Here is a 14,010-nt window from a genome sequence, read left to right on the forward strand (position 1 = left end):
TTCTTAATGACCTCCGCCAGCTCCAGGAGTCATCATAAACGTTGTCCAGTATGTAAAACCAACAAAGAAAACTGTTAAATACGCACCAAAGATATAAATATACATACGCTCAGATAAGTTCAAATAACCTAATGAAACGAACATAATCGTTTGTCCTAAGAACAATAACGCCATGTCTTGCATATCGCCAAGATAAGCCATGACCCCGATAATCCCAGTCCAAAAGCCTAAAACCTTATACATTCTTGACATATGTATCCCTCCTTTTTTCACCAATACTTGTATCCTTTAGTATTATATATGAGTTTCCACTCTCTTGTAAATGACAATTGTAAGCGGATAAATACACATTTAAAAGATAATTCATTAAAAAAGTCTTTTTTTGGTTTATTATGCCTCTTTTAAAGGTAATGTAAACCAAAAGGAGTGAGTCTTATGAGTTCAATTACATTTTACACATATCCCAGCTGCACTTCCTGTCGAAAGGCTAAAATGTGGCTTAAACAAAATAAAGTATCTTTTGAAGAAAGACATCTTTTTAAAGAAACCCCATCCGTTGAGGAGCTTAGAGAACTATTAAAGCTTACAAAAGGGGGGACCGAAGATATATTGGCAAAAAGGAGCCAGTCCTTTAAGTCATTGGATGTTGATATATACGATCTTTCAACGAACGAACTTCTGAAGTTATTAACGAAAAATCCGAAGTTATTAAAACGCCCGCTAGTAACAGATGGCAAGCAGCTTATTGCAGGTTACAGTCCGGGAGACATGAAAAAATTATGCCTCACAAAAGAAAAAGAACACATTTCTAGTCATGTGTCCTGAACCAACACTCTTTTAAGGAAGAGTGTTATTTTTTATGGCTGGGCTAGCTGGATTCGAACCAACGCATGACGGAGTCAAAGTCCGTTGCCTTACCGCTTGGCTATAGCCCAATGCAACAATAATAGTATGGGCCGTGTCGAATTTTATATACTATAATTTTTGTAAAAGTTGCAGGATTTGTCGTTTGACTGAAAGAATAACGTTAAATATGAAAAGGAGGATGATAACGCTTGCCAATAAAAATGTTAGGCACTTCTATTCTTCATGATGCCGCTATACAGAAAGCATCAGATATTCATCTTATACCAATAAAAAAAGGAGGCATAGTTCAATACCGTATAGATGACCGGCTTATTGAATATAAAACTTTATCCCAAGAAGAGTACATCAGAGTGATAGCTCATTTTAAATACTCAGCAAGGATGGATATTGGTGAACAACGCAAGCCTCAGAGTGGTGCGATGGATATTATGATCGATAATGTTAGTGTTCATCTTCGCCTTTCAACCATACCCTCTGCATTTAATGAATCTCTCGTAATTCGTTTACTTCCTCAGCAAGAAACATTATCTCTTCACGAATTATCACTTTTTCCTCACGTCCTTCAAAAGCTCATCTACCTAATTAAAAGATCTAGTGGTTTATTGTTATTTACTGGACCGACAGGATCAGGTAAAACAACCATTCTTTATTCTTTGCTCCACCATCTTCAAAAACACTATAAAAGGCAAGTTGTAACGTTGGAAGACCCTGTGGAGCGTAAAGTCGATTCCTTTTTGCAAATGGAAATCAACGAAAAAGCTGGCATCACCTATGGGGAAGGTTTCAGGTCTTTGTTGCGTCATGATCCAGATGTGATCATGATCGGTGAGATTAGAGATGAATCAACAGCGAGATTAGTTATCCGTGCCTCACTTACAGGCCACCTCGTTCTTTCCACTATGCATGCTTCTGATTGTTTGGGCTGTATCGAACGGCTTAGAGAGTTTGGCATCCAGGAAGCAGAACTTAATCAAACCTTAATGGGAGTAGTTTCACAAAGACTTATATCCGTTCCTTGTCGTTTTTGCGGAGATGATTGTTATGATTTTTGCTTTAAATCAAGAACATACAGAAGAACAGGTATGTATGAGATGCTAAGCAACCATGAATTAGAATTAGCTTTAAACATGACCAAACAACTTAAACCGCTTTACAAAAGTCTTCCTTACTACTTCAATCATGCCTATGCAGCTGGTTTCATTACAAAAGAAAGTTATGAAAAATGGATGGGAGGGGAGATAAAGGTTGAAGAACAGGGGCTGGAATCGGGCTTCACAAGGAACATTTCTTTATAAACTCGGTTTTTTGTTAGAACAGGGCTATCCCATCAACAAGAGCATTGAGCTATTAAAGTCTCAGCTTCCCCAAAAAAAGCATGCTATTTTAGATGAGATGCTAGAAATCCTTGCTTCAGGAAATTCAATCCTGGAAGTTTTTTCGCCGTTTCAATTGCCTGATGAAGTGTTAAGTTCTTTATCTATCAATAGTTCTAACGGTAATTTAACGAAGAGCTTAATGGAGAACGGAACATTTATGAAAAAGAAGGCTGAGTGGAATGATCGTTTAAATAAAGCCATTCGATACCCTTTGTTCTTGTTGTTTCTAACCGCATGGATCGCGATTCTCTTTTATCAATTTTTATTTCCTCAATTTTCACTTCTTTTTTCTTCGCTAGAAGTAAAAACTCCTATTTTCACAACATGGATGCTTACATTTTTAGGATCCATACCCGTCATTGCATTGATCATTCTCATTTTAAGCGGATTCATTTGGGTCTTGATCCGTTTCGTTAGAAGAAAATCCAATTATTCAACACAAATGAGCTTATTGATGAAAATCCCTTTATTAAAGAAATTTTTACTTCTTACCAATTCTCATTTTTTTAGTGTTAACTTTGGATCTATGCTGCAAAGCGGATTGGCTCTATCAGATGCCTTGCATGTGATGGAGGAACATTTAAACAAAGGATTTTATAAAGAAGAGAGTCAAAGGCTTCAAAGAGGATTGCTTAATGGAAAAACACTGCCTGAACTTTTATTAGCTAAACCATATTTTACAAAGGAATTAGCCGAAATCGTCCGCTTTGGTCAAGCTCACGGAGAGTTAGGAGAAGAATTGATCTCGTATGGAGAATGGATCTTTAGTGAACTAGAAGAAAGGATCTATTCCTCGCTTCAGAAAATACAGCCTATCTTATTTGCTGTTATTGGCACTTTTGTTCTGCTTATGTTTGCATCAATGATGTTACCTATGTTCAAACTTATGGAAGCTTTATAGGGGGGATTTGAATGATGAATGAAAAAGGCTTTACCTTGATTGAAATGATGATCGTACTGCTGATTATTTCCGTGTTGATGCTTATTGCATTGCCAAACATGACTAAGAATAACAGTCTTGTTAAATCATTAGGCTGTGAGGCGACGATCGATCTTGTACAAGGACAAGTTGGAGCGTATGAAGCTGAAAAGAATACGATACCGACCGTTGAACAACTATTTACAGAAGGCTACATCGATACAAAAGAATGTCCGAATAAACAGCCGATACTTATTGACAGTGAAGGAAACGTTAGTGTGAGTCCAGTGGAGTGAAAGAACGCAAACGTTCTTTGACAGATCAAAGAGGGTTTACCTTTATGGAACTCATCATCGTACTTCTTTTGATTTCATCCATTGGAGCAATCGCTTACCCTAAATTTGATCGTTTTCTTAAAAATAGAGAAACAGAGTATTTTATTCGCACCTTTCAAAAAGATATTGTTCATATGCAGCAGAAGGCAATAAATGAAAGCCGGATATATAACTTATCAATAGACAATGACAAACATTTGTATGAGATAAGGGGGAACGGATCAGGTTATCCAACAAAACGTTACTTCCCGAAACACATACATTTTGAAAGCTTTTCTATGCTGTTATCCGTTCAGTTTAATCAGGCAGGTAATATCAGCCGTGCAGGTACGCTTTATATTCACTCAGCAAATGGCAGTTATAAAATGGTGTTCCAAATAGGCAAAGGAAAATTTTATGTTACGAAACAATAAAGGATACCTATTATTAGAAGCGATGCTAAGTTTAATGCTGATTACAGCTGTATGTTCAATTTGCCTGCCCTTTATCTATGTATCCTATCAGGAACAAAAAACATCTAAAGAGCTATTGTATGCTATGACTCAAGCTGATTTGGCCGCTGCCGATAAAGGTGAAAATCAAGAGTTGCTCACTGAAAAAGAATGGATACAAGAGGGCGTACGATATCAATTAATAACGAAAAAAGGTGTTGCAGATGAATATGAAACTTGCATTACGTTTAAAGGCTCAAACCACAAGGAGTATATAACCTGTGCAAGCTCTAATTAAACGCATCTTAAATAAAGAGGGACATACCATAATTGAAGCCATAATCTCTCTTATAGTTCTTCTAGTACTTGCCTCGGTCATCTCGTTGTTGATCCCCCCTTTACAAAAACAACCAAACTCAACTCAGTTTGAAGAATCTGGATTATTTTTTTCAATGTTAGGAAAAGAAGTAAGAGAAGGAATAGCCATAGAGGTTAAAAATAACGGGTTATACATCACGCAGCCTAGTGGCGATGTGCTAAGTTTTACAAAATATCATTCTCTTATACGAAAACAAGTAAATGGATTGGGCCATGAAGTTTGGGTGCAAAATATTCAAGAGATGGAAATAGATAGTTTGTCTGAAACCTCCCTGCGAGTCAGACTTCGTGATAGTAAAGGAAAAGAATATATGCGGGTATTTCGGAGGCTTAATTAATGAATGAAAAGGGAGTCGTGTATCCACTAGTTGTCACACTAAGCTTTATAATACTTGTTTTCTTTAGTTTTGTTACAGAAAAGGTATTTTCTGAACGACAGTTTGTTTATCTCCAAGAAGAGCATCTTCGGCAAGTCCGGCTTTTACAACAAGGTGTTGATCGTGCAACGCTGTTAACTGATCATGTTACCGTCTATCCTTCTTTGCACATGTTAAATCTGAACGAAGGAAATGTAAAAATAGCCATCTACCAAACGACAGTTGATGAAAGAATGTTTATTATTGAAGCTGTCACTGCTCGTAAGCATACAAAAAGAGTTAAAGTGTATTATAATGTAAGCCAGAAAAGCGTTACAAAATGGGTGGAGGGTTGAATTTTGAACACCATATATTTAGTCGGTTTTATGGGATGCGGCAAAACATCTGTTGGTAATCAACTATCTAAACGGTTAGGAGTGCCGCCATATGATGTTGATTCCGCTGTTGAAAAATTAAGGGGACAAACCATTAAGGAGATCTTTTATAGAGAAGGCGAAGAGGCATTTCGGAATTATGAGTCTTTGGCCATCAGACAGCTTCCGTTAGAGCATGCTGTCGTTATGACCGGCGGTGGTGCAGTCATAAGGGAAGAAAACCTTTGTTATATGAAAAATAAAGGAATCGTCATCTATTTAAAGACAAGTTTTCCTGTATTGTGGAAAAGATTAATGAAAGAAGAGGAAAGACAGAAAAGACCCTTACTGCTAACTCGCAAAAAAGAGGAAATTCAGGCACTCTATGATGAGAGAAGAAAGCAATATGAACAATGTGATATTGAGGTTAATACGGATGAGCTTACAACGGAAGAAGTCTGTCATCAAATTCTACAGAAAATAATTTCGTTTAAACCCAGTACAAATAGACAAAACTAAGAGGGAAACGTTAGTATAAGGAGTTTTGTTTATGGCTGCAGGAAACGATGTTATCAAATATCTTACGCAAAAGCTGGTTAGATATATGGATGAACCTAAAGCAGTAAGAAAAGAGAGACGCATCTCTAAAAAAAGTGAGAGAGAACCTTTGCTGACCTATTTATTTGGGGTTGTTCCAATGGGGTTAGGTTTAGCTTTTCGCAGAAAAAGAAAGCGTTAGGGTTGGCTGGAAAAAGGGAAGCCGGGTGCATAACCCGGCTATTTTTATGCATTTTTTTATGAAAGATAAAAAAGCCCACCGTTGATGATTTCAACAATAATCTTTGGTTCATATTGAGTGCGAAGGGCTTCTTTCTCAACATGATAGGCTTCTGGCTTTGTTAAAGAATCCTCATAGAAGCTTTCAAGAAGATCTTGATCTTCTTTCCACCTGTTTCTCGCATCTTCAGCCCATGTGTGATCATCTTGATCAATTCTTTCTTGTATCTGGTTCTCCAATCTTTTAATAGCACTTTGAGGTTTAATGAATGGAGATAGGGTGTAACAAAAGTCTGGAATCCTTTTTGTTAATAAAAGTTTTTGCAAACGTTGATGAAATTTATCTTCAATTGTTCCATTAATTAACTGAATGCCATAGGATAGGACTTGGTCTTTCTTTTGGTCACATTGATAGGTCACTTTGACATTCAGGCACAGCCAGGGGTGAAGAGGGACTTGTGCACCTTGTTGCGGAACACTTTCGTACAGCCTAATAAAAGACGCAAGTTTCTTTGTAGACCCAAATATTTGATGCAGCCGTGGCGATCCAAAATGGATAAACTCTCCCTTGCCGTCAGGTGCTTGCTGCTGACCGGTTACAAGCGTTAACACCATAGGATTAGGTGTGCCGCCAGTTTTCTCAAGATAGTGCCAGTAGAATGGGCGGTTCATCAACACTTTATCGAGCTCTGTTGTTAACTGAACCTTCATGTAGCTGAAGTTCTTCTCAAGAACCCGGCACTCATTCGCATCAAAATATCGTTCAAGAAATCGATGTATCTCGTGCTGCTGCATGTTCTTCCCATCCTTTCTGTTTAATTCCGCCATCAAGATTGATCAAGGAAGCTAAATTATCCATCTTCACTCTGATTTCACCTTCACTCTCAGAGGTGTTCAAGATGTCTGATATATGACGCTCAATATTCTTAATCTCAAACTTTGTTAAGATCTCATCGAGTTCTCCAATTACGCTCTCAAATAAATTGATCTTGTTATAAAGCAAGTTTAAGATATGTTCCTCAATCGTGTTTTGCGTCGCAAAGTTATAGATGTGAACATCGCCTTTTTGTCCGATACGGTGAATACGACCGATACGCTGTTCGATTCGCATTGGGTTCCAAGGAAGATCGTAGTTGATGATATGCTGACAGAACTGAAGGTTGATCCCTTCTCCCCCTGCTTCCGTTGCGATCAAGACTTGAGCCCGAGTTTTAAAGAGATGTGTCATCCAGTCTTTTTTGCTTCTTTTAAATCCGCCTCTAAAGGGCACAGATGATATACCGTGCTGTTGCAAAAACCATTGCAAGTACAATTGTGTGGCTCGGTATTCTGTAAAAATAATAACTTTTGAATCAATGGATTGAATGAGTTCCAACGCTTTTAACGCCTTGGAATTCTGTTCGACGAGCTCAATTTTTTTCATCAGCTCAACGATTCGGTTCTCCATAAATGTGGAAGGAACATTTTTTTGCAGCATGTTCTTAAGCGTTAAGAAGACTGCTTCTCTAGAGCTGCATGCTTCACGTTGTAAAGTGACCACTGAAAACTTGCTTCGGTCAAAATATGGATCTCGTTTTAATAGAGAGATCTCATCATAAAGATCACGCTCTGTTTTTGATAATGTTATAGGAATCGTTTTAACAAGACGTTTTGGCCAGTTCAATCCCGTTTCTTCTCTTCTGTTTCGAACCATTACTTTATTGACAAGCTGTTTTAACTTTTCTTCATTTTTAAGTGAATATTTATCTTCTTTGAAGTCCTTGTCGAAGTTTTCGCGGTTGCCTAAGTGGCCAGGTTTTAATAAGGATACCAGATTAAAGATCTCCTCGACTCTATTTTGAACAGGCGTTGCCGTTAACAATAAACAGAACTTCTTTTTTAACAGCTGAACAAATTCATAGTTTTTCGTTTTTTTGTTTTTCAGTTTGTGTGCTTCATCAATAATAACAAGATCATAATCTTGGTTAAGAACAATATCACGGTGAGGAGGGCGTTTTGCTGTATCGATAGAAGAGACAACGACATCGCATTGTTCCCATACGTAAGCCTTCTTTTGAGCAATGGCAGGGATAAAGAACTTTTGATTCAATTCATTTGTCCATTGAATAACAAGGGAGGCAGGCACAAGAATAAGGATCTTTTTTGCAAGACGCCGGATCATGTATTCTTTTAAGATTAACCCTGCTTCAATCGTTTTACCAAGACCCACTTCATCTGCTAATATTGCTTTTCCGTTCATTTGTTCAATAACGGTTTTTGCAACGTCCAGCTGATGAGGTAAAAAAGTCATCTGTGGGAGATGGTCTGGAGCTTGTAGCCCTAGAAAATCGGGAATTGCCAAGTGATGTTCCGCCTCTAGTGCTAAGTTATACAATTCCCAATTGGCCCAAGGTCCATCTTCTTCCACACGCTTAAAAAAGTCATCATGCCAATCTCGCTGAAACTGAACGTCGATTTTCATAACGGATTTCCTTTCTTTAAAAAAGTTCGTTGCCATTCCATTTATAAAAATGATAGGATAATAATGTAGTAAACATAGTAATAGTATGTGCGACCTTGGACAATAACATACTCGCGAATGAAAGTAAGAGGAGAGACTGCGTTAGCAGCGCCGAAGGAGCAAACTTTTGTGAAACTCTCAGGCAAAAAGACTCTTACTAGACGCATCTCTGGAGAGTGCTTTTTAATAGATGAAAGCCACCAACGAAGAAACTCAAACCATGTTTTGAGAAACTTACCGGTTGCAGGACAGAGGATTCCTTTTATAAGGGGTCTCTCTGTCCTTTTTTTGTCCAGAAAAGTTAGAAAATTTTTAAGTATGAAAAAGGAGGAATTCACATGGCTACATTGTTACGAACACCGTTATTCGAGACATACAGAGAACATGGTGGAAAAGTAATTGATTTTGGTGGTTGGGAATTGCCGGTTCAGTTCTCAAGTATTAAAGAGGAACATGAGGCTGTAAGAACAAAGGCAGGATTATTTGATGTTTCCCACATGGGAGAATTTGATGTAAGAGGGCCTAATGCATTATCTTTCTTGCAGTATACGATGACCAATGATGTTTCCAAACTGCAAAATGGACAGGCTCAATATACAGCTATGTGCTATGAAAACGGCGGTACAGTAGATGACCTTTTAATTTATAAAAGAAATGATAACGATTACTTGCTCGTTGTGAATGCCTCTAATATTGAAAAAGATTTCGAATGGCTAAACAGTCATAAGCCAGAAGGTGTAGAACTCGTAAATGTTTCTCCCGACTATGCACAGCTTGCGATCCAAGGCCCGAAAGCAGAGTTGATCCTGCAGAAACTTACAGATACTGACCTTTCTGAAATTGGCTTTTTCCGCTTTAAAGAAGATGTGTCACTAGCGGGGATCTCGTCGCTCGTTTCAAGAACAGGCTATACGGGAGAAGACGGATTTGAGATTTATTTAAAAACGGAACATGCAGAAAAATTATGGAGATCAATCTTAGAAGCGGGCACTGAACACGGTTTGCTTCCTGCAGGACTTGGAGCACGCGATACTTTACGTTTTGAAGCCAAACTTGCCCTTTATGGTCAAGAATTAACAAAAGAGATTACTCCGATTGAAGCTGGTATCGGTTTTGCAGTAAAAACAGATAAAGAGACAGATTTTATCGGAAAAGAAGTACTTGCAGAACAAAAGAAGAATGGTGCGCCAAGAAAGCTTGTCGGTATTGAAATGATCGACAAAGGTATACCGCGTTCTCATTATGAAGTATATAAAGGTGATGTGAAGATCGGAGAAGTTACAACGGGGACACAGTCACCAACACTTAAGAAGAATTTAGGGCTTGCATTGCTTGAAAAAGAATTTAGTGAGCTTGGTACAGATGTTGAAGTACAGATTCGCCAAAAGCGCTTAAAAGCAAAAGTTGTTGCTTCACCATTTTATAAACGAGGAAAATAGAACATTTAAGGAGGAGAAACCATGACGTTCCGCTATTTGCCAATGACAGAACAAGATAAAAAGGAAATGCTTGAAACGATTGGAATTGAAACAACAGAAGATCTTTTTCAAGATATCCCAGAAGAAGTTCGTTTTAGAGGACGCTTACAGATCGAGGAAGCTTTGTCAGAACCTCAACTTGTTAAAGAGATGGGCCGATTGGCTGCTTTAAACAAGAACACAAAAGAATATGCATCGTTCTTAGGTGCTGGTGTATATGATCATTACACGCCTTCAATCGTAAACCATATGCTCCTTCGCTCAGAATTTTACACAGCATACACGCCATATCAGCCTGAGATCTCTCAAGGTGAGCTTCAAGCAATCTTTGAGTTTCAAACGATGATCTGTGAATTAACAGGTATGGATGTTGCGAACTCTTCTATGTATGATGGTGGAACTTCATTAGCGGAAGCTGGTCTTTTATCAGCAGCTCAAACGCGCAGAAAGAAAATCGTTGTCTCTAAGTCCGTACATCCTGAATCTCGTGATGTACTGAAAACGTATGCAAAAGGACAGCATCTTGAAGTGGTTGAAGTTGAAGCTGAAGGCGGTATAACGTCATTAAACGCTTTGCGTGCTGAGGTTGATGAACATACAGCATGTGTTATCGTTCAATATCCGAACTTCTTTGGTCAGATCGAACCATTAAAAGAAATAGAAGAAATCGTTCATGGGGTTAAAGGAATGTTTGTCGTTTCTTCAAATCCTCTTGCACTAGGCGCACTAACTCCTCCAGGGAAATTTGGAGCAGATATCGTTGTTGGTGATGCACAGCCTTTTGGTATTGCACAAGGCTTTGGTGGTCCTCACTGTGGATATTTCGCTGTAACAAACAAGCTTATGCGTAAAGTTCCTGGCCGTTTAGTCGGACAAACGGTTGATGAAGATGGCAAACGCGGTTTCGTGTTAACGCTTCAAGCGAGAGAACAGCATATCCGCCGTGATAAAGCGACAAGCAACATCTGTTCGAACCAAGCGTTAAATGCTCTTGCTGCATCCATTGCGATGACAGCACTTGGTAAACAGGGAGTTAAAGAAGTTGCTCACCAGAACATCCAAAAAGCACACTATGCGAAGAAAGTGCTTGAAGAAAAAGGATTTAAAACAGCATTTGCAGGACCATTCTTTAATGAGTTTGTTGTTGAACTCAAATGTACTGCTAAAGAAGTGAATCAAAAATTATTGGAATCAGGTATTATCGGAGGCTATGATTTAGGTCTCTCATACCCTGAGTTTAAGAATCATATGCTTTTAGCTGTTACTGAAATGAGAACAAAAGAAGAAATCGATCAGCTTGCAAATGTATTGGAGGGATTATCATGCGTACAGAACATCAGTCACTAATTTTTGAATTGTCAAAGCCAGGTCGAGTTGGGTACAGCATTCCTGAACTTGACGTTCCAGAAGTAAATGTAGAGTCTATTATTCCTTCCGACTATTTGCGTACTGAAGAAGCTGACCTTCCAGAAGTTTCTGAGCTGCAAATCGTTCGTCACTATACAGCATTATCAAATCGTAACCATGGGGTAGATTCAGGATTTTACCCGCTTGGTTCTTGTACGATGAAATACAATCCGAAAATTAATGAAGATGTAGCGCGTTTCCCTGGATTTGCACATATCCATCCGCTTCAAGATGAAGAGACGGTTCAAGGTGCAATGGAAATGATGTACCGTCTCCAAACTTCTCTAGCTGAGATTACGGGTATGGATGAAGTGACATTACAGCCGGCAGCCGGAGCTCATGGTGAATGGACAGGTCTTATGATGATCCGTGCTTACCATGAGGCAAACGGTGATTTCAACCGAACAAAAGTTATCGTTCCAGATTCGGCGCACGGAACAAACCCAGCATCTGCAACGGTTGCAGGTTTTGAATCTGTTACGGTTAAGTCGGATGAACGCGGTCTTGTTGACCTAGAGGATTTAAAACGAGTAGTAGATCAAGATGTTGCTGCACTTATGCTAACAAACCCTAATACGCTCGGACTATTTGAAGAACATATCCTAGAGATGGCTAAAATTGTACACGAAGCAGGCGGAAAGCTTTATTATGACGGAGCGAACGCGAACGCTATCTTAGGATTTGCTAGACCTGGAGATATGGGATTTGATGTCGTTCACTTGAATCTGCACAAGACGTTTACAGGACCACATGGTGGCGGAGGCCCTGGATCAGGACCTGTTGGAGTAAAAGCGGATCTTATTCCTTTCTTGCCAAAGCCAGTACTTGTAAAAGAAAACGATGTGTATAAGTTCGAATACAACCGTCCACAATCTATCGGGCGTGTGAAACCATTCTACGGCAACTTTGGAATTAATGTGCGTGCGTTCACGTATATCATGACAATGGGACCTGACGGATTGCATCAGGTTTCTGAGAATGCTGTACTGAACGCGAATTATATGATGCGGCGTCTAGAGCCTCATTTCGATCTTCCGTTTACACAGCACTGTAAACACGAGTTCGTGTTATCAGGACGCCGTCAGAAGAAGTTAGGTGTAAGAACCCTCGATATTGCAAAACGTCTCTTAGACTTTGGCTATCACCCGCCAACCATCTACTTCCCATTAAGTGTGGAAGAAGCAATTATGATTGAGCCGACTGAAACGGAGTCAAAAGAAACGCTTGATGAATTCATCGAAAAGATGATTCAGATCTCAAAAGAAGCAGAAGAAACACCGGAATTGGTTCAAGAAGCACCACATACAACAGTTGTAAAAAGACTGGATGAGGCGACAGCTGCAAGAAAACCAATTTTAAAATACAGCAAGCAAGCATAAGAGATACAAAAAAGCAGCCCTCATGAATGGGCTGCTTTGTTTTTATTAATTTGATTTTACACGGCCTGTCCATTTACGGAATCCGCCCTGCAAATGGTGAAGCTGAGTATACTTTCTCTTTTTTAGAAAATTGGCAGCACGAGCGCTTCTAAAGCCGCTCTCACAATATAAGTAAACAGGCTGATCGTTACGAACTTCCTTCAAACGCTGTCTCATCTGAGATAACGGGATATTTCGAGCTCCTAAGATATGTCCCTTCTTAAATTCTTCCGGCTCACGAACGTCAATCAGCTGAGCTTTACGATAACCTGCTTTAAACTCTTCTTCAGTTAAGGTTTTTAAAAACCTCTTTTGGTATAAACCCATCGCAACAACATAAACCAGTAAAGCAACTACAATACCTATTAAAACAATCCATCCCATAACACTTGCACTCCTTTAAACAATCTATCACAATTATAGCGATGCTCGGCTCTATAGGCAAAAGAAAAATCTGACTTTAAGCGATTGTTTTGACACATCCGCCGAATTTGGTAAACTAGTTACGAAAGAATGGCAGGGAGACGAAAACGTGGAAAAAGAAAATTGGTATTATATCGATTCAGGAAATTGCGAACCAGCGATTAATATGGCAATGGATGAAGCTCTTTTAACATGGCATAGTGAAGGGAAGATCCCTCCGGTTATCCGTTTTTACGGGTGGAATCCAGCGACGTTATCCATCGGTTACTTTCAGAAAGTAGATAAAGAGATTAACCTTGATGCGGTGAAGAAATATGACTTAGGTTTTGTCAGGCGTCCAACTGGAGGACGTGGTGTCCTTCATGATCAAGAACTGACTTATAGCGTTATTGTATCTGAAGCACATGAAGCCATGCCTCAATCTGTAACGGAAGCCTATCGAGTGATCTCTGAAGGCATTAAAGAGGGGTTTCAAGGATTAGGACTCGATGCTTACTTCGCGGTACCAAAAACAGAAGAAGAGCGGGAAGGACTAAAAAATCCTAGGTCAGCCGTCTGCTTTGATGCTCCTTCTTGGTATGAGTTAGTCGTTGAAGGCAGAAAGGTAGCAGGAAGCGCTCAGACAAGACAAAAAGGTGTTATCTTGCAGCATGGATCTATTCTGCTGGATTTGGATGAAGATAAACTTTTTGACCTGTTTAAGTATTCCAGTGAAAGGCTGAGAGAAAGAATGCAGACCGCTTTTAAAAAGAAGGCGGTTGCGATCAATCATTTGCTAGATTCTCCTGTTACGATCGACGATGCAAAGAGAGCCTTTAAAAAAGGCTTTGAAGACGGCTTAAACATTAACCTTACCCCTTATGCTCTGACAGAGGAACAATGGGCGGAAGTTGAGCACATAGCCGAAACCCGATACCGAAACGACGAGTGGACGTTTAGGCGTTAATAATAGAAAATCGAAACCTCATTCA

18 protein-coding genes, 1 tRNA gene and 1 riboswitch are annotated in these 14,010 nt (G+C 39.2%); of the genes, 14 read left to right on the plus strand and 5 right to left on the minus strand.

The window, feature by feature from the left end; translation table 11 throughout:
• Positions 1-3: 3 nt before the first annotated feature.
• Entirely contained in the window at positions 4-252 is a 249-nt protein-coding gene (locus tag IEV52_RS07755; protein WP_188401882.1) for a DUF2626 domain-containing protein, read from the minus strand.
• 183 nt (positions 253-435) lie between these two features.
• On the opposite strand from IEV52_RS07755, the gene IEV52_RS07760 reads away from it, so the two are divergent.
• Positions 436-825: a Spx/MgsR family RNA polymerase-binding regulatory protein gene (locus tag IEV52_RS07760; protein ID WP_188401883.1), complete on the plus strand. Its 390-nt coding sequence runs from the start codon at positions 436-438 to the stop codon at positions 823-825.
• 35 nt (positions 826-860) lie between these two features.
• Here the strand turns inward: IEV52_RS07760 and IEV52_RS07765 are convergent.
• Positions 861-935 (minus strand) — tRNA-Gln (locus IEV52_RS07765).
• 120 nt (positions 936-1,055) lie between these two features.
• Here IEV52_RS07765 and comGA point away from each other — a divergent pair.
• The 9 genes from comGA to IEV52_RS07810 are packed head-to-tail and all read left to right on the plus strand — an operon-like array spanning position 1,056 to position 5,775.
• Positions 1,056-2,162 (plus strand): competence type IV pilus ATPase ComGA, encoded by a 1,107-nt coding sequence (gene comGA, locus IEV52_RS07770; RefSeq protein WP_229754212.1) that lies wholly within the window; start codon positions 1,056-1,058, stop codon positions 2,160-2,162.
• Positions 2,113-3,144, plus strand: a complete 1,032-nt coding sequence (gene comGB / locus IEV52_RS07775; RefSeq protein ID WP_188401884.1) for a competence type IV pilus assembly protein ComGB — start codon at positions 2,113-2,115, stop codon at positions 3,142-3,144. Before comGA ends, comGB begins: the two co-directional genes overlap by 50 nt.
• 14 nt (positions 3,145-3,158) lie before the next feature.
• The gene (gene comGC / locus IEV52_RS07780; protein WP_188402294.1) at positions 3,159-3,458 is read left to right on the plus strand and encodes a competence type IV pilus major pilin ComGC; all 300 of its coding nucleotides are present in this window, start codon (positions 3,159-3,161) and stop codon (positions 3,456-3,458) included.
• A complete protein-coding gene (comGD, locus tag IEV52_RS07785; protein ID WP_188401885.1) occupies positions 3,455-3,910 on the plus strand; it encodes a competence type IV pilus minor pilin ComGD in 456 nt (151 codons plus the stop codon). Before comGC ends, comGD begins: the two co-directional genes overlap by 4 nt.
• On the plus strand, positions 3,894-4,226 hold the full coding sequence (locus tag IEV52_RS07790) for a hypothetical protein (RefSeq protein WP_188401886.1): 333 nt from the start codon (positions 3,894-3,896) through the stop codon (positions 4,224-4,226). The genes comGD and IEV52_RS07790 overlap by 17 nt, the downstream gene beginning before the upstream one ends.
• Positions 4,210-4,644 (plus strand): competence type IV pilus minor pilin ComGF, encoded by a 435-nt coding sequence (locus IEV52_RS07795; protein ID WP_188401887.1) that lies wholly within the window; start codon positions 4,210-4,212, stop codon positions 4,642-4,644. Before IEV52_RS07790 ends, IEV52_RS07795 begins: the two co-directional genes overlap by 17 nt.
• Positions 4,644-5,018 (plus strand): competence type IV pilus minor pilin ComGG, encoded by a 375-nt coding sequence (gene comGG, locus IEV52_RS07800; RefSeq protein ID WP_188401888.1) that lies wholly within the window; start codon positions 4,644-4,646, stop codon positions 5,016-5,018. Before IEV52_RS07795 ends, comGG begins: the two co-directional genes overlap by 1 nt.
• Positions 5,019-5,021: 3 nt before the next feature.
• Positions 5,022-5,555, plus strand: a complete 534-nt coding sequence (locus IEV52_RS07805; protein WP_188401889.1) for a shikimate kinase — start codon at positions 5,022-5,024, stop codon at positions 5,553-5,555.
• A gap of 31 nt (positions 5,556-5,586) precedes the next feature.
• On the plus strand, positions 5,587-5,775 hold the full coding sequence (locus tag IEV52_RS07810) for a YqzE family protein (protein ID WP_188401890.1): 189 nt from the start codon (positions 5,587-5,589) through the stop codon (positions 5,773-5,775).
• Positions 5,776-5,831: 56 nt separating this feature from the next.
• Here IEV52_RS07810 and IEV52_RS07815 read toward each other — a convergent pair whose 3' ends face one another.
• Together IEV52_RS07815 and IEV52_RS07820 are read right to left on the minus strand one after the other, a co-directional pair.
• On the minus strand, positions 5,832-6,608 hold the full coding sequence (locus IEV52_RS07815) for a YqhG family protein (RefSeq protein ID WP_188401891.1): 777 nt from the start codon (positions 6,606-6,608) through the stop codon (positions 5,832-5,834).
• Entirely contained in the window at positions 6,577-8,274 is a 1,698-nt protein-coding gene (locus tag IEV52_RS07820) for a DEAD/DEAH box helicase (protein WP_188401892.1), read from the minus strand. Before IEV52_RS07820 ends, IEV52_RS07815 begins: the two co-directional genes overlap by 32 nt.
• A gap of 117 nt (positions 8,275-8,391) precedes the next feature.
• Positions 8,392-8,477, plus strand: a riboswitch (glycine riboswitch).
• A gap of 174 nt (positions 8,478-8,651) precedes the next feature.
• On the opposite strand from IEV52_RS07820, the gene gcvT reads away from it, so the two are divergent.
• Genes gcvT through gcvPB form a run of 3 tightly spaced genes read left to right on the plus strand, consistent with a single transcriptional unit; the run spans position 8,652 to position 12,577 of the window.
• The gene (gene gcvT, locus IEV52_RS07825; RefSeq protein WP_188401893.1) at positions 8,652-9,752 is read left to right on the plus strand and encodes a glycine cleavage system aminomethyltransferase GcvT; all 1,101 of its coding nucleotides are present in this window, start codon (positions 8,652-8,654) and stop codon (positions 9,750-9,752) included.
• Between the two features lie 21 nt (positions 9,753-9,773).
• Positions 9,774-11,138 (plus strand): aminomethyl-transferring glycine dehydrogenase subunit GcvPA, encoded by a 1,365-nt coding sequence (gene gcvPA, locus IEV52_RS07830; RefSeq protein ID WP_188401894.1) that lies wholly within the window; start codon positions 9,774-9,776, stop codon positions 11,136-11,138.
• Complete coding sequence (gcvPB, locus tag IEV52_RS07835; protein ID WP_188401895.1) at positions 11,114-12,577, plus strand: aminomethyl-transferring glycine dehydrogenase subunit GcvPB; 1,464 nt, start codon at positions 11,114-11,116, stop codon at positions 12,575-12,577. Before gcvPA ends, gcvPB begins: the two co-directional genes overlap by 25 nt.
• 45 nt (positions 12,578-12,622) lie before the next feature.
• Here gcvPB and IEV52_RS07840 read toward each other — a convergent pair whose 3' ends face one another.
• A complete protein-coding gene (locus IEV52_RS07840) occupies positions 12,623-13,000 on the minus strand; it encodes a rhodanese-like domain-containing protein (RefSeq protein ID WP_188401896.1) in 378 nt (125 codons plus the stop codon).
• A 148-nt stretch (positions 13,001-13,148) separates the two neighbouring features.
• Here IEV52_RS07840 and IEV52_RS07845 point away from each other — a divergent pair, with 148 nt between their 5' ends.
• On the plus strand, positions 13,149-13,985 hold the full coding sequence (locus IEV52_RS07845; protein WP_188401897.1) for a lipoate--protein ligase family protein: 837 nt from the start codon (positions 13,149-13,151) through the stop codon (positions 13,983-13,985).
• Positions 13,986-14,010 lie beyond the last annotated feature (25 nt).

This window comes from Fictibacillus barbaricus (genome assembly GCF_014635025.1).
GTDB lineage: Bacteria > Bacillota > Bacilli > Bacillales > Fictibacillaceae > Fictibacillus > Fictibacillus barbaricus.

What these genes read in the sequence shown, in the direction of transcription:
- IEV52_RS07755 (WP_188401882.1), bottom strand. Translation starts at nt 252, where the DNA reads ATGTCAAGAATGTATAAGGTTTTAGGCTTTTGGACTGGGATTATCGGG.
- IEV52_RS07760 (WP_188401883.1), top strand. Translation starts at nt 436, where the DNA reads ATGAGTTCAATTACATTTTACACATATCCCAGCTGCACTTCCTGTCGA.
- comGC (WP_188402294.1), top strand. Translation starts at nt 3,159, where the DNA reads ATGAATGAAAAAGGCTTTACCTTGATTGAAATGATGATCGTACTGCTG.
- IEV52_RS07790 (WP_188401886.1), top strand. Translation starts at nt 3,894, where the DNA reads ATGTTACGAAACAATAAAGGATACCTATTATTAGAAGCGATGCTAAGT.
- comGG (WP_188401888.1), top strand. Translation starts at nt 4,644, where the DNA reads ATGAATGAAAAGGGAGTCGTGTATCCACTAGTTGTCACACTAAGCTTT.
- IEV52_RS07810 (WP_188401890.1), top strand. Translation starts at nt 5,587, where the DNA reads ATGGCTGCAGGAAACGATGTTATCAAATATCTTACGCAAAAGCTGGTT.
- IEV52_RS07815 (WP_188401891.1), bottom strand. Translation starts at nt 6,608, where the DNA reads ATGCAGCAGCACGAGATACATCGATTTCTTGAACGATATTTTGATGCG.
- IEV52_RS07820 (WP_188401892.1), bottom strand. Translation starts at nt 8,274, where the DNA reads ATGAAAATCGACGTTCAGTTTCAGCGAGATTGGCATGATGACTTTTTT.
- gcvT (WP_188401893.1), top strand. Translation starts at nt 8,652, where the DNA reads ATGGCTACATTGTTACGAACACCGTTATTCGAGACATACAGAGAACAT.
- gcvPA (WP_188401894.1), top strand. Translation starts at nt 9,774, where the DNA reads ATGACGTTCCGCTATTTGCCAATGACAGAACAAGATAAAAAGGAAATG.
- gcvPB (WP_188401895.1), top strand. Translation starts at nt 11,114, where the DNA reads ATGCGTACAGAACATCAGTCACTAATTTTTGAATTGTCAAAGCCAGGT.
- IEV52_RS07840 (WP_188401896.1), bottom strand. Translation starts at nt 13,000, where the DNA reads ATGGGATGGATTGTTTTAATAGGTATTGTAGTTGCTTTACTGGTTTAT.